Genomic DNA, 13,294 nt, shown 5'->3' with positions numbered 1-13,294 from the left:
GGGTCCATCGCCGGTACCAGCCAGAAGCCGGCCACCGAAAGGTTGCGCTGGGCAAGCGCACTCGGGTCGATCGGCGGCCGTCCCTCACGTCCGGCGTTGCCGTAGTTCACCAGCCGCCCGAACTCCGTCAGGCAGTCGAGCCCGGCCTGGGTCGCCGCCCCGCCGGTGGGATCCAGGACGATGTCGACACCGCCGTCCGAGGCGTTCCTGACCCGTTCCACGTAGCCGTCCAGGTTGTTGTCAATGGCAACATCCGCGCCGAGTTCCAGGGTCAGCTCGCGTTTGGCGGGTGTGGACGCCGCCGCGATCACCTGGCCGGCACCGAAGTGCTTCGCGAGCTGGATCGCGAGCGAACCGACTCCACCCGCGGCCGCGTTCACCAGCACGGAGTCGCCGCAGTCCATCCGGGCGCTCTTCCGCAGTACGTACCAGGCCGTCAGTCCCTGGATCAGCAGCGCCAGCGCCTGCCCGTCGGTGACCTCCTCCGGTACGTCGACGGCACGGTCCAGCGGCGCGACGGCGTATTCGGCGTACCCGCCTCCGGTCGCGAAGATCGGGGCGAGGATCCGGCGGCCGGTTTTGGTACGGCCGATGATCTCCACGCCCGGCACGAACGGCAGTGTCACGCCACCGCGGTACGAGCCGTCGGTGCGGTGGGTGTCGGCGAAGTTCACGCCCGCGGCGCTGACCTCGACGAGCACCTGGTCCTTCGTGGCGACCGGCGGGTCCAGCTCGGCCGGGACGAGTACCTCGGGGCCGCCGAACTCGGTGACCTGGATCGCGCGCATAGGGGTTCCTGTCCGATCTGCTGGGCGAACTATCGTTACCGCATGAGTTTTACCGGTTTCCCGGCTGCCGCGCTGGACTTCTACGACGATCTCGAAATGGACAACACCAAGAGCTTCTGGACGGCGCACAAGCACGTCTACGAGGAGTCGGTGCGGGCCCCGATGGCGGAGCTGCTGGCCGAGCTCGAGGAGGAGTTCGGCCCCGCGAAGCTCTTCCGCCCGTACCGCGACGTCCGCTTCGCCAAGGACAAGACGCCGTACAAGACCCACCAGGGCGCGTACGTCGCGGTCGCCCCCGCCACCGGCTGGTACGTCCAGGTCGCGGCCCCCGGCGTCCGCGTCGGTGCCGGCTTCTACGACGCCACCTCCGACCGCCTGGCCCGCATCCGCACCGCCATCGACGACGACCGCCGCGGCAAACAACTGGAAAAGCTCCTCGCCCGCCTCACCAAGACCGGCTGGACCATCGGCGGCGACAAACTCAAAACCACCCCCCGAGGCTACGACCCCGACCACCCCCGCATAGACCTCCTCCGCCACAAATCCCTCAACGTCACCAAGAACTACGGCTTCGACCCCTTCATCCACACCCCCGCCCTCACCACCCAGATCCGCACCGACTGGCACGCCACCAAACCCCTCATAACCTGGCTGACCGACAACACCTGAAGAAAGCCCGCGTGGGGCAGGTTGATCTTCCGGCCGACCGCTAGCAGGTCCTGTGAGGCTGACCTGGGCAGGCGGCTAGAATCCACGCTTGCATGCTGTTGGTGACGGAGCGGCTACCGTTTGAGTTGATCACGCGTGGAGGTCGGGGTGGCTGAGCTTCGCGGCCGTCGCGGCAGCGACGCAGGAAAAGCGGATGGAACAGCCCCCGCCGGCGACTCCAGTACGCCGGATCACCCCGAGAGCGCGCCGCCGGACCCCGGTACCCCCCGGGACCGACCACAGGCCCCGAGACCAGCGGAGCAGCCCGAGGCCGACGACACCAGTCCGCCCCCGGACATCTCGACCGACCAACCGAAGGTCCCATCCCCGAAGGCGACTGACCAAGCCCCAGAAGCACAGCACAAACCCTAACCAGCAACTCCCCCCGAAACCACGCCATCGGACAGCCGACCAGGAGACACCGAGCGCGACCCGGATGCCTCCCACCGTCCCGAGCTCCGCGCACACATGCATCAGGACGACTCCCTGACGCGCCTCCGACACCCCAGCAACCCACCCGCCAAGCCCGACGCAGCCTCCCAACCTCTCGCGGCCCCGGAATCCCCTGCGCCCGTCGACACCGGCAGCGAGCGTCCCGACCCGCCGCCAGCTGACGCTCCAGAGCACAGCGAGCCTGATGCCGCAGAGCACAACAAGCCTGATGCTGCAGAGCACGACGAGGTTGATGCTCCAGAGCGCAACGAGTCTCCCGCTCAGGCTGCCGACTTGCCACAGGCGCCAACAGCAAACCGCGAAGCCCCTTCGCCGGCGACCGCAGGAGACCGTCCAGCCGCCGACTCCACCCTCCCGGCGCCCGTCCAGGCAGAGCGGCCCATCCACGATCAAGCTGATACCGCGGCGACCGCCTCCGACCAGGTGCCCGCGACCCTGCGCGATCGAATGCTCCAGGACCCCGTCTTCACCCGCCTAGGCTGGGGAACCGACGAACCTACGAACCCAGAGCACCCCGAAGCCGAGGCCGACGACCCGACACCCACGAGCGCGACCGAGGCCCCTGACCACGCGGACGTCCCGTCCACCGACCGCACCTCCCACCTCACCGAACTAGTCGCCGAACACGACAGAACCTGGGACACCGCGCAAGCAGCTCTGCCACCAGGGCCGTTGCCCGAGTCCACCAAGTCCCTCACCCCCGACGTCATCAACGCGATGAACCCCGACGTACGCCGAATCCTCGAATACCAAGGCGCCACCGAGTACATCGCCGCCAACAAGGCCGACCGCCCCTGGCTCGAACTCGCCGCCGACGCCTCCCAACAAGTCCAACGCATCTACACCGCCATCGACCAAGGCAACGGCCACGCCCACATCCGCCACGGCCCCATGGGCAACGACCAGCTGTATGCCGACCGAGTCGCCCGGTTGGAGGACCCGGCGCAAACCGACCCTCAGAAACGAGCCCTGGGTATCGACGGCCTCAATGATGCCAAGCAGCACTACTGTGCCAAGGAATCGACCAGGATCCACGACCTGGAGGCGTTCGTGGCCGCTTACGCGGGCGCAGTCAAGCATCCGGCCGTCCAGAAGGCTCTCGGAACTCCATGGGAGGAGGATCGTGAGCCACGCCCGGTCGCGATACCGATCGCGAACCTGCTGGGAGCGCATGGCCATGAAGCGTGCTCGGGGTATCAGTTGGCCGGTGACCAGTCCGAGGCGAAGAAGGCCCGCAAGGACTGGGCCAGGGCTCGTGCCGAAGGGCAGGATATGACGAACATCCCGGAACCGAAGGCCGAGCGAATTCCCAGCTTCGAAGGCGGTATGATCGTCGTTCGCTTCGCCGGCAATTCCGCGGAAAAGCGATACGAGATCATCACGCTCTTCCCGAAGCCGCTCGTCGAGTCATGAACCTCGGAGGAGACGAAATGCCGGAGATCGACATGTATTGGCTGAATGATCCCACGGTGCCGTTCGCAACATTCTTGGGCGTCCTTGATACTTACTACAACCCTGAGATCAGGAACCAGCAGTACGAGAAGCTGATTCGCCGGGCACAGCGTGATCGTCCCGACGACGTCGAGATGGCAACCTTCAAGGCGGAGTTCGTCCAGCTACTGCGAGGGCACCGAGAAGGCCTGCGACCAGGAGCAATCGACACGGCGGCCGAGTACGACGAATTCGACACCGACGACGAGTTCCTCCGCTGGCTGTGGCACGAACTCTATCCAGCCGAGCCACTACCGACTCCCGAGCCGTGACGTCAGAGCTTCGGGGTTGATCGTGCTGCGCCGGCATGTATTGGACGGGCGAGATATCTCAGATTACAACTACTGGCTTCAAGTCCGAATTCGTGCGGCTCCTGCGAGGTGATCGCCAAGGCCTCCATCCCGGCGCGATCAGTACGGCGGCGCAGTACGACGAGTGGAACACGGACGACGAATTCCTGGCCTGGTTGTGGAACGAGCTCTATCCGGGTGAGCCGTTGCCGGCACCTGAGTCGTGACCACCCGGGATTCCGGGCGCGTAGCATGTCAGGCCCGGAAACGAGAGGTTGTGGATGGTGCCGAGAGCGGGCGGTCCGCCGACTGTGCGGTTGCGGCGGCTGGCGGGGGAGATGAAGGCGCTGCGGGCCGAGGCGAAGCTGACTCGGGAGCAGGTGGAGGAACGGACCGGGGTCAACCAAGGCACCCTCTGGCGTATCGAGAAGGGGCATGCCAAGCCGCACAGCGGCACCCTCGAGACGCTCTTCGACCTGTACGGCGTTCCCAGCGCCCGCCGCGCCGAGCTGATCGAGTTGACCCGGGGCGCTCATCAACCGGGATGGCTCGACCAATTCAAGGACGCACTGCTCAAGAAGGTCATTTCCGAGGGGTACGCCACCTACATCGGCTTCGAGTTCGAGGCGAAGGCTGTGCACACCTACGAGTCGTTGTACGTTCCCGGTCTGCTGCAGACCGAGGACTACGCACGCACCGTGATGATCGACGGATGGCCGACAGAGCCAGATGCCGTCGAGCCGCGCGTCCGGACCCGGATGGAGCGCCAGGCCGTACTGACCCAGCGCCGCGACGGACGGGATCCTCTGGAGTTCTGGGCGGTGATCGACGAGGCGGTGCTTCGCCGTCAGGTCGGCGATCGGTCAGTCATGCGGGCCCAACTCGGCCGGCTTCTGGAGATGAGCGAACGGCCGAACATCACGCTGCAGGTCGTTCCCTTCGACAGGGGCGCGCATCCCGGGATGAGTGGCGCCTTCAGCTGTATCAAGTTCGGGACGTCGACGCCGGACATCATCCACACCGACAGCCTGGCCGGTGCCGTGTTCCTCGAACTGGACGTGGAGATCGAGCGATTCGCCTTCGCGTTCGATCATCTGCGCGCGATGGCACTCAGCCCGCGTGACTCCAGCGCACTGATCGGCGGCTTGCTCAAGCAGTAGGAGTTATCCACAACCTCGCGTTTCGGCTGTCGTACGGTCGTCCTGGTAGGCGTTCTCGGCGACGTAGATGCATATGGTGTGGCACCGCTGACGATCCGTACGGTCGTTCCATGGCGATCACAGCAAGGAGCTTCGTGCTCAGGCCCGGCCCGGACGACGGCGGCGAGGCTGCAGTGCGATCGGCGCGACGCACCTTGTACGGCTACGCGGCCGAGCGCCTGGTCCACCGGCTGCGTGGTTTGGCCGAGCTGCAACAGGTCGTCGCCTACCGCGAGTCCGTCGAACGCGGCTACCAGCTGGGTCCGCTTTTCGTGGAAGAGCACGACTCCGGCCGGGCGATGCAGGCGTTGGTGGAGGCCGTGTCAGCCGGCCAGGGCGCTGCCGTCGTGGCGATTCCGCACCGCGGACACCTCGTTCCGCTGGGCCGGCCGCACGTCTGGGAGTGGCTGCTCGAGGAGTTGACCGGCCATCCGCTCGTGTTCACGAGCCACGCCCCATGATCAGCGGGGCGGGCATGCCGGCTCCCTGTCGCCCGTGCCCGTCCCGCTCTCCAAACTCGCCGGCCGACGCGAACCGGCCAACCGTCCGCGGACGGGTTCTACAGGACGCCGATGCTGTCCTCGAAGTCCTTACGGATCTTGGTGAGGATGTCGACGGTCTGGCTCGGCGGCGGGGCCGCGACACAGAGGGCTTCCATCGCGGACGTGTACTGATCGAGTTCCTCGGGTTTGTCCAGGTACAAGGAGCTGTCCAGATGTTCGATGTAGACCTTGTTCGGCAGGTCCTCCTCAGGAAAACGGAGGATCGAGAACGCACCTGCGCTCGCGGCGTGGCCGCCGAGCGAGAACGGTACGACCTGCAACGTGACGTTCGGCAGCTCGGACGCCTCGATCAGGCGATCGAGCTGCTGGATGATGCATTGCACACCGCCGATCGGTCGCCGCAGCGCTGCCTCGTCGACGACGGCCCACAGCCGGACCGGGTCCGGACGCGTCAGGATCTCCTGACGGCTCATGCGCAGCCGCAGCCGGCGCTCGACTTCCTCCGTCGGTACGACACCACGACCCAGCTGGATGACGGCTCGGATGTAGTCGGGGGTCTGCAACAGCCCGGGAACGAACTGCAGTTCGTAGACGCGGATGATGTTCGCCGCGGCTTCGAGGTCGATGTAGCTGTGGAACCAGTTCGGCAGCACGTCGCCGTAGCGGTGCCACCAGCCGGGGTTGTTCGCCTGGCGGGCGAGCTCGAGCAGTCGCTCGCGCTCTTCGCTGTCGTCGAGCCCGTACAGAGTAAGAAGGTCGCTGACGTCGCGCTCGCGCAGGCCGACCCGGCCGAGCTCCATCCGGCTGATCTTCGACTCCGAGGACCGGATCTCCCAGCCCGCGTCGGCCCGGCTGATACCGGCCGCCACCCGCATCCGCCGCAGGTGCCCACCGAGAACCATCCGCAGCGCGGTCGGTCCGCTTTGCGCGCCCGACACGGTCAAACCCACCTCCCAGCGGCCCCAGCAAGCCTCGTCACAACCTCACCCGCAGGTGCACATCATCGCACGTCGGTGCGCCGAACTGCCGACGTACTGGCAAAAGAGTCTCCGGATCCGTGCCGACGATCGCAGAGCGTAAGCATAGTCGCCCGAACCGCGCCGAGTTTGTCAGTACATCCAGGCGGTCTCGAGTCGGCACGAACGCCGTTCGACAGCCCTGATCCGGTCCGGATCAGGCGTGCGGGACCCAAAACTGGTCTCGAATTGGAAAACGTGCGGATGCACGTGCATCGGGCGCTTGCATTCGGTGCGTGCCGACGCCATGATTGCTTCATGCACAGAAGGTGAGCTGGATCGTGCGATACGTGACATCGCGTGAGCCGGCAGGCCGGTCCTACAGAGCGCCGACGGCCCCCCGTTGGCATGACTGGTTGGGGAACCCGAGTCGATGAACGACGACGACAGTGAACTGGTGACGCACACCGCCGGAACGGCTGGTGGCGGCGCGCCCGAGGAGCTGACGGAACGGGAGATCCAGGACCTGGTCGCGCGCTGCCCGGAACAGCAGCGCTGGGCCTTCGAGGGCTGGTTGCGCGGCGTCCGTCAGCTCGACGGCGACCCGATCGTGAGTCTGGCCCCATGATGACCGAGACCACAGGAGGAGGACGGAAGATGGTGCGGATCTGGCTGGGTGATCACCTGATTGCCGAGTATGCCGCCGAGCCGGACCGCGCCTCGCGGTACCAGCGGGTGATGACCCCGAAGTTCACCGGATTGCGAATCACCGTTGACAATTCGGCCACCGGGAAGGCATCCGAGCTGCCGAGCGAGCAGCTCTGGCCGCTCACCGTTCAGTAAGTCCTACCTGCCCCTCAGGCACGTCAGGGCCGACTCTCGCCGGAGAGTCGGCCCTGACGCTTTGTACGGCGCTCTGAGCCGGCGAGGAGGCCCCGCGCCCCCAGGTGCGGGTTCGGGCCATGCAGCTGCTCTCAGACCGTCTCAGCGGGCACAGGAAAGGGCCCCTTCGTCACTCGCCTGGCGAAGGGGCCCTTGCTTTCGGTGCTGCCGGTACTGCCGGTACTGCGGGTACTGCGGGTACTGCTCAGATCAGGTCGTCGAACTCGCCGTCGTGAACGCCGCCGAGGAACGCTTCCATCTCCGCCTTCGTGAACACCAGCGCGGGGCCGTCGGCGAAGCGCGAGTTGCGCACCGCTGTGCCACCGTCCGGCAGTTTCGCTACCTCGACGCAGTTGCCCTGCGGGCCGCTGCGCTGACTCTTCTTCCAGCTGAGGCTGCTGTCGGAGTCGCCTGCCATGCCGTTGTAGATCCCTGTCATTGTCTGCACCTTCCATATGCGGCTGCAGATGCACGTGCATTTGGCCTTGCATCTGCATCGTACACATTTTTGGGCCATGTGTCCGCACCCTTACTTCGTGTGATCGTGCCGCGCTGAAACGAGCGTTCGATCGCCGGATCCGGTCGCGGTCGGTGACGGCTCAGCGGTTTCGGCGGCGCATGCATGACTTGCGCGGAGGTGGGTACGAGTTCAGGTGCAGGCATGACCGTGGTTCAGCGAAGTGCCACGCCGTGACAAGAGTCGCGAGGTCATACCAATGGTCACGAACATCATGGAGCGGGCTTCGGCCCGCAACGGCGCCCCGACCGATCGGGCCGCCCGCGAAGCAGCCACCCGGGAACTGATGGAACGCCGGGCGGCCAGCACCGAAGAGGACGAACGCCAGGAACTCCTCGAACAGGTGGTAGAACTCAACCTGGAGATGGCCCAGGGCATCGCGCGCCGCTTCCGCGGCCGGGGCGCCGAGGCCGACGACCTGGAGCAGGTCGCGTACCTGGGACTGGTCAAGGCAGCACACCACTACCGGCTGGATGCCGACACCCCGTTCATCGGGTTCGCGATCCCGACCATCCGGGGCGAGGTCAAGCGGTACTTCCGCGACTGCGCCTGGACGGTCCGGATCCCGCGCCGGCTGCAGGAGATGCAGGGCACGATCGCGAGCAAGCTCCCGGAGCTGGAGCAGGAGCTGAACCGCGAGCCGACGCCGGCCGAGCTGGCCGAGCACCTCGAGGTCGAGGTCACCGAGGTCGAGCAGGCGCTCGCGGCGAAGGGCTGCTTCAACGTACTGTCCCTCGACCGCCCGGCCGAGGCGGACGCCGAGCTCACGCTGGCGGACGTGGTCGCGGACGACGACGACGCGAGCATCGACCAGCTGGAGACGGTCGAGATGCTGGAGCCGGTACTCGCGGATCTCGGCGAGCGTGATCGCCGCATCCTGCATCTGCGCTTCGTCGAGGGCTGGACGCAGTCCGAGATCGGCGCCGACATCGGCGTCAGCCAGATGCAGGTCTCCCGGGTGCTGCGCCGGATCCTGGACGAGCTGCGGGACAAGCTCGTGCCAGGGCAGGTCGCCGCTTAGGCGGATCGCCAGGCCATCACAATCAGCACCGTTGGGCGTGCGTGAGCGCGACTCGCCCAGAGGGCGGGCGATTGTGATGGCCTGGGCCTTCGCGACTCGCTGGTTGCCGATCTCACTCCGGGTACCGGGGGAGCGGCACAATGGGGGTTGACGAGGGGATGAGTCGTTGTTGCTGGCTTTGCGGATGTTCCGGACCGTGCCCGCGGACGCGGTCCGGGTGTTGCGCGCGTACCCACCGATGGTGGTCTGCTTCGCCGCCGCGCTGACCGGTACGGCGCTGGTGTTCGACGTCTTCTACCTGGTCGCGAGCCCCGGGCTGACGCTCGCGCTTGTCTATACGGTGCCGGTACTCGCGGGCCTGATCGCCGGACTCGTTGCCGCGGCCGACGATGTCGGGCTCGAGCGCGGCGTGCTGCTGCGGACCGTCGGCCTGGCCGTTGCCCTCGGCATCACCAACGCGATCGTGGTCGCCATGGTCGCGGCGATGTTCCGCACCACGCCGTCGAACTGGTCGGCCGGTGGGCAGGCGGTACTGTTCGCCGCCTGCACCGTGCTCGCGGTCGCGCTCTCGATCGTTGCCTGCCGCAAGCTGATCGATGCGCTCGGCATCGAACTGAGCACCCGCCTCCCGCGCCGCCGCCGCCCACCCCGCACTCCACTCGCCGCCCCCGCGGTCGCGGCCCCACGCCCCCGGGTGAGCAAGGAGGCAGCCGCCCGCGCCGAGCCGCCCCCGCCACCACTGCCCGAACCGATCGCCGACGAGGAGACGATTCCGGTCTTCGTCCCACCACCCCCGAAGATCGTCGACCTCGACGAGGCCCGCCCGGTCACCTCGTTCGGCGCCGCCACCCCCAGCACGGCCCGCCCCCGCCGTACCCCACGCCGCCCCAACAAACCAGGCCGCCGCCCAGGCACCTGATCCGGCTAGCAGGTCTGGTCGGCGGGTAGTCGTCCGCTGAGGAGATAGTCGATCACCTTCGTGTCGACGCACTCGTTGCCGTACTCACCGAAGATGCCGTGCTTGCGCGCGTCCCGCACGGTGATCATCCGCGCCGACGGCAGGTCCTTCCGCAGCGCCGTGGCGTACGGGTAGATCGCGCGCGGGTCGCCGTCGGCCGCAACGATCAGGGCGGGCTCGGTGTTCGCGATCCGCGTCGGCGCCTCCTGCGGTCGCACCGGCCAGGACGCGCAGGGCGAGATCATCCGTGTCAGCGCGGCGAAGTGCGGTTCGGTACGCCGGTGCGCCTGGATGTCGCGCCAGTACACCTGCGGGTCCCGTGGCACGGCCCTGTCGCCGCAGAGGATCGCGATCTGCGCGCTCGCCGCCTGCGACGACGCCGGCGTCAGCACCGAGTCCAGGAACGCACCCAGCTCCGCCCCGGGCTGCACCGGTCCGTGGGTCGCGTCGAGCAGCGTCCGCACGAACCCGGCGTACGTCGCCCGCGCCGCGTCCCGGTCGTCCGCCAACGGCCCGAACAGCAACAGCGGTACCAGCCCGTCATCGATCCGGTACTTCCCGACCCGCAACCCGCTCTGCCCCGCGACCCGCAGTACCCGGTCGACCGACGCCAGCACCTGCGCCGTCGTCGCCCCCAGGCCGTACGCCGGGTTGCGCGCCGCCGCCCACGCTGCCCAGCTGCGCAACGCGTCCTCGTTCGCCGGGCCGACCGTACGGAGCAGCCGCGGACCGTACGGAACCGGATCGATCGGCCCGTCCAGCAGCACCCGATCCGTCCGCCCTGGGAACAGCTGCAGATAGACCGACCCGAGGTACGTCCCGTACGAGTACCCGAGGTACGAGATCTTCGGCTCGCCCAGCGCGATCCGCACCTGGTCGATGTCCCGCGTGGTGTTCCGGGTGTTCACGTACCGCAGGTACCGGCCCGCGTTCGCGCCACATCGCCGGGCGACGTCCGCGACCTGTGTGGACACCCGTTCGAAGGACGCCCGATCGGCGCCGCCGGCCCACGGCCACGCGGCGTACGGGAGCTTGCAGTCGATCGGCGTACTCCGGCCGACGAACCGCGGATCGAGTCCGATCAGGTCGTACCGCGTGCCCGCAGCCCTCATCGCGGGCCGCAGTCGCAGCGGCATGCTCAGTCCCGGTCCGCCGGGACCGCCGTCGTTCAGCACCATCGCGCCGATCCGGTGACCGGTCGCCCGGAGCCTGGACAACGCCAGCGTGATCCGCGGTCCGTCCGGCCGCCCGTAGTCGAGCGGCACCTTGAGGTCACCGCACTCCGCGCCGGCCCGGTCGAGGGCGGCTCCTTCCTCGTCCGCGGCGTCGAGGCGGCACTGATGCCACTCGATCCGCGGGCGTTCCATCGGCGCCGAGACCGGTAGACCCAGCAGCGCGAGCACCACAAGAATCTTCATGCGATCGACGCTAGAGATCGCCACGCCCGCGCACAGTGGTCCGGTGACCCGGCCGCCGGTCGCGCACGCGCTACCTCCAACTGCGAGACTGTCGGCGTGTGGGACGTGATCGTGGTGGGGGCGGGGCCTGCGGGGGCGGCGGCCGCGTTGGGGGCGTTGGCGGCGGATCCGAGTTTGTCGGTGCTGTTGCTCGACAGGCACGACTTCCCGCGGGACAAGGCGTGCGGTGACGGTATCGCGCCGCATGTACTCGACCTGCTCGCCGGTGTCGGTGTCACCGGGATCCTCGACGACTGGACGCCGGTACGCCGGTTCGTGCTGCACCGCGGCGCCGTCGGTGTCGACCGGGAGCTGTCCCGCCCGACCTGGGTGGTGCCGCGGACCGTGTTCGACCACCGGCTGGTGGAGGCGGCTCAGGCGGCCGGCGCGCAGCTCATCCGGCGCCGCGTGCGCGACCTGACGATCCGCAGCGGGTCGGTGGCGGTGGACGATCTCGAGGCGCGCTTCGTGGTCGGCGCGGACGGGGCGCACTCCGTCGTACGGCGGGAGCTCGGGGTGAAGCCGGGACCGGTCGCGCTGGCGATCCGTGGGTACGCGCCGACCCCGGAGTCCCGCGCGGCGAGTCAGGTGATCGCGTACGGACCCGGCCGGCAACCGTCGTACGCCTGGTCCTTCGACCGTGGCGACGGCTGGTCGAACGTCGGGTACGGCGAGCTGCTCGCCGGCACCCGCCCGACCCGCGCCGACCTGCTGAAGCACCTGGAACGGCTGCTGCCCGGCGCGTCCGACGGCGGCGAATCGTGGTGGGGCCACCACCTGCCGCTGGCCGGCTGGACCTGGCGGCCGCGGCGTGGACCGGTGCTGCTCGCGGGCGACGCGGCCGGGCTGATCAACCCGATGACCGGCGAAGGCATCTACTACGCGATCGCCACCGGGCTGCTCGCGGGCCGCTCGATCGCGGACGCGCTCCGGGCCGGCTCGTCGGACGCCGGTACGCCGTACCGCCGCCGCACGTCCCGCCTGCTCTCCAGGCACCTGCGCGACACCGCGCTGGTCGCCCAGCTCAGCCGCTCCGACCGGATCCTCGACGCCGGTATCCGGGCCGCCGCGAACGATCAGCTCATCTTCGACGACCTGGTCGAGCTAGGCCTCGCCGACGGCGGCCTCACCCGCCGGCTGCTCCGCAAGATCCTCCCCTGAGGTCTTCACCGCGTAGTCGAGGACGTCGGTCACCCGCTCGACAGGCCATCCGAGCGCGGCCGCGACCGCGCCGGCGTCCACCGTCCCCTGCAGAACCGCGAGTACGGCGAGACAGTCCTGGAAGCCGGCCCCGCCGGACATGTCCTCGCTGAGCCGGTCGAAGAAGGCGGCCATCTGCGCGAGCCGCTGACCCGCGGGGGTGTCCGGGCCGAGTACGGCGATGCCTTCCGCGGCGGTCTCCGCCCAGTTGTGGTTGGTACGGGCGCTCACCTCCCACGCCTTGAGCCAGACGTCCTCGGCGATCACGTAGTGCTGCAGGCGGCGGACCGGGTCGGGCTCGCGGTGCACCAGGCCGACCTGTTCGAGGTACCCGATCGCCTTCGAGATCGACGCCGGGCTGACCCGCAGCTCCCGGACGAGCTCGGGCGCGGTCAGCGTGCGCGTGTCGGACGTATAGAGCAGCGCCAGTACGCGTGACGCCATCCGCGGCAGCCCGCCCTCGACCATCATCGCCGCGAACCGCTCCACATAGGCCCGCCGCGGATCAGCTGCCGGTACGTCGGTGGCCGCGGAGCCCGTACGGCGACGACGCGCGCGGGACGCGGTCGCGTAGTGCGCGTGGTCCGCGCGATACCCGCCCGCGCCGCCGTTCCGCGCGACCTCCCGGCTGATCGTCGACGTCGGCCGCTCCAGCCGGCGCGCGATCTCCGCGTACCCGAGCCCGCCCGCCAGCCCGTCCGCGATGTCCAGCCGGTCCTGATGACTCAGCCTGCCTCCCGGCATTCCCGACCTCCGCGCGTTCACCGTCAGCTCATTGCAACGTATTGCGTTCTCCGTCATTCTCATTGCACAGAATGCCATATTCTGAAGGGAAATCTGAAGATCACGACCGGGATCAACGTTGCCGATT

Annotated in this window: 16 protein-coding genes; 11 read left to right on the top strand and 5 right to left on the bottom strand. The window is 68.3% G+C overall.

Annotated elements, in window-relative coordinates:
- Positions 1-788 (bottom strand): quinone oxidoreductase family protein (locus VFF46_RS13920; protein ID WP_325037528.1); only part of this gene is annotated, 788 nt, incomplete at its 3' end.
- A gap of 42 nt (positions 789-830) precedes the next feature.
- On the opposite strand from VFF46_RS13920, the gene VFF46_RS13915 reads away from it, so the two are divergent.
- The 6 genes from VFF46_RS13915 (at position 831) to VFF46_RS13890 (ending at position 5,390) form a co-directional block, all read left to right on the top strand.
- Positions 831-1,457, top strand: a complete 627-nt coding sequence (locus VFF46_RS13915) for a DUF2461 domain-containing protein (protein WP_325037527.1) — start codon at positions 831-833, stop codon at positions 1,455-1,457.
- Between the two features lie 507 nt (positions 1,458-1,964).
- Positions 1,965-3,362 carry a hypothetical protein gene (locus VFF46_RS13910; protein WP_325037526.1) on the top strand — a complete coding sequence of 466 codons (1,398 nt, stop codon included), beginning with the start codon at positions 1,965-1,967 and terminating at the stop codon, positions 3,360-3,362.
- Between the two features lie 17 nt (positions 3,363-3,379).
- The gene (locus VFF46_RS13905; RefSeq protein ID WP_325037525.1) at positions 3,380-3,712 is read left to right on the top strand and encodes a hypothetical protein; all 333 of its coding nucleotides are present in this window, start codon (positions 3,380-3,382) and stop codon (positions 3,710-3,712) included.
- Positions 3,713-3,804: 92 nt separating this feature from the next.
- Positions 3,805-3,957 (top strand): hypothetical protein, encoded by a 153-nt coding sequence (locus tag VFF46_RS13900; protein ID WP_325037524.1) that lies wholly within the window; start codon positions 3,805-3,807, stop codon positions 3,955-3,957.
- 54 nt (positions 3,958-4,011) lie between these two features.
- Positions 4,012-4,890: a helix-turn-helix transcriptional regulator gene (locus VFF46_RS13895; RefSeq protein WP_325037523.1), complete on the top strand. Its 879-nt coding sequence runs from the start codon at positions 4,012-4,014 to the stop codon at positions 4,888-4,890.
- 110 nt (positions 4,891-5,000) lie between these two features.
- A complete protein-coding gene (locus tag VFF46_RS13890) occupies positions 5,001-5,390 on the top strand; it encodes a hypothetical protein (RefSeq protein WP_325037522.1) in 390 nt (129 codons plus the stop codon).
- 98 nt (positions 5,391-5,488) lie between these two features.
- Here the strand turns inward: VFF46_RS13890 and VFF46_RS13885 are convergent, their stop codons facing one another.
- Entirely contained in the window at positions 5,489-6,376 is an 888-nt protein-coding gene (locus tag VFF46_RS13885) for a helix-turn-helix transcriptional regulator (RefSeq protein WP_325037521.1), read from the bottom strand.
- A 445-nt stretch (positions 6,377-6,821) separates the two neighbouring features.
- Here VFF46_RS13885 and VFF46_RS13880 point away from each other — a divergent pair, with 445 nt between their 5' ends.
- Positions 6,822-7,016: a hypothetical protein gene (locus tag VFF46_RS13880; protein ID WP_325037520.1), complete on the top strand. Its 195-nt coding sequence runs from the start codon at positions 6,822-6,824 to the stop codon at positions 7,014-7,016.
- Between the two features lie 29 nt (positions 7,017-7,045).
- Entirely contained in the window at positions 7,046-7,231 is a 186-nt protein-coding gene (locus tag VFF46_RS13875) for a hypothetical protein (protein ID WP_325037519.1), read from the top strand.
- Between the two features lie 244 nt (positions 7,232-7,475).
- Here the strand turns inward: VFF46_RS13875 and VFF46_RS13870 are convergent, their stop codons facing one another.
- Positions 7,476-7,709 carry a DUF397 domain-containing protein gene (locus VFF46_RS13870; RefSeq protein ID WP_325037518.1) on the bottom strand — a complete coding sequence of 78 codons (234 nt, stop codon included), beginning with the start codon at positions 7,707-7,709 and terminating at the stop codon, positions 7,476-7,478.
- A 277-nt stretch (positions 7,710-7,986) separates the two neighbouring features.
- Here VFF46_RS13870 and VFF46_RS13865 point away from each other — a divergent pair, with 277 nt between their 5' ends.
- Both VFF46_RS13865 and VFF46_RS13860 read left to right on the top strand, forming a co-directional pair.
- A complete protein-coding gene (locus VFF46_RS13865) occupies positions 7,987-8,808 on the top strand; it encodes a SigB/SigF/SigG family RNA polymerase sigma factor (protein ID WP_325037517.1) in 822 nt (273 codons plus the stop codon).
- Positions 8,809-8,974: 166 nt separating this feature from the next.
- Entirely contained in the window at positions 8,975-9,727 is a 753-nt protein-coding gene (locus tag VFF46_RS13860) for a hypothetical protein (protein ID WP_325037516.1), read from the top strand.
- Between the two features lie 5 nt (positions 9,728-9,732).
- Here VFF46_RS13860 and VFF46_RS13855 read toward each other — a convergent pair whose 3' ends face one another.
- The gene (locus VFF46_RS13855; RefSeq protein WP_325037515.1) at positions 9,733-11,184 is read right to left on the bottom strand and encodes an alpha/beta fold hydrolase; all 1,452 of its coding nucleotides are present in this window, start codon (positions 11,182-11,184) and stop codon (positions 9,733-9,735) included.
- Positions 11,185-11,280: 96 nt separating this feature from the next.
- On the opposite strand from VFF46_RS13855, the gene VFF46_RS13850 reads away from it, so the two are divergent.
- Positions 11,281-12,384, top strand: coding sequence for a geranylgeranyl reductase family protein (locus VFF46_RS13850; protein ID WP_325037514.1), 1,104 nt, complete (start codon positions 11,281-11,283; stop codon positions 12,382-12,384).
- Here VFF46_RS13850 and VFF46_RS13845 read toward each other — a convergent pair.
- Entirely contained in the window at positions 12,328-13,167 is an 840-nt protein-coding gene (locus VFF46_RS13845; protein WP_325037513.1) for a GbsR/MarR family transcriptional regulator, read from the bottom strand. The two genes, VFF46_RS13850 and VFF46_RS13845, sit on opposite strands and share 57 nt — an antisense overlap.
- Positions 13,168-13,294: the final 127 nt, after the last annotated feature.

It is taken from the genome of Kribbella sp., assembly GCF_035655035.1.
Lineage (GTDB): Bacteria > Actinomycetota > Actinomycetes > Propionibacteriales > Kribbellaceae > Kribbella.
Note: the sequence above shows the minus strand (reverse complement) of the source record. Positions and strands in the feature narration are given on the sequence as shown.

What these genes read in the sequence shown, in the direction of transcription:
- VFF46_RS13915 (WP_325037527.1), top strand. Translation starts at nt 831, where the DNA reads ATGAGTTTTACCGGTTTCCCGGCTGCCGCGCTGGACTTCTACGACGAT.
- VFF46_RS13910 (WP_325037526.1), top strand. Translation starts at nt 1,965, where the DNA reads ATGCATCAGGACGACTCCCTGACGCGCCTCCGACACCCCAGCAACCCA.
- VFF46_RS13905 (WP_325037525.1), top strand. Translation starts at nt 3,380, where the DNA reads ATGCCGGAGATCGACATGTATTGGCTGAATGATCCCACGGTGCCGTTC.
- VFF46_RS13895 (WP_325037523.1), top strand. Translation starts at nt 4,012, where the DNA reads ATGGTGCCGAGAGCGGGCGGTCCGCCGACTGTGCGGTTGCGGCGGCTG.
- VFF46_RS13890 (WP_325037522.1), top strand. Translation starts at nt 5,001, where the DNA reads ATGGCGATCACAGCAAGGAGCTTCGTGCTCAGGCCCGGCCCGGACGAC.
- VFF46_RS13880 (WP_325037520.1), top strand. Translation starts at nt 6,822, where the DNA reads ATGAACGACGACGACAGTGAACTGGTGACGCACACCGCCGGAACGGCT.
- VFF46_RS13875 (WP_325037519.1), top strand. Translation starts at nt 7,046, where the DNA reads ATGGTGCGGATCTGGCTGGGTGATCACCTGATTGCCGAGTATGCCGCC.
- VFF46_RS13870 (WP_325037518.1), bottom strand. Translation starts at nt 7,709, where the DNA reads ATGACAGGGATCTACAACGGCATGGCAGGCGACTCCGACAGCAGCCTC.
- VFF46_RS13865 (WP_325037517.1), top strand. Translation starts at nt 7,987, where the DNA reads ATGGTCACGAACATCATGGAGCGGGCTTCGGCCCGCAACGGCGCCCCG.
- VFF46_RS13855 (WP_325037515.1), bottom strand. Translation starts at nt 11,184, where the DNA reads ATGAAGATTCTTGTGGTGCTCGCGCTGCTGGGTCTACCGGTCTCGGCG.
- VFF46_RS13845 (WP_325037513.1), bottom strand. Translation starts at nt 13,167, where the DNA reads ATGCCGGGAGGCAGGCTGAGTCATCAGGACCGGCTGGACATCGCGGAC.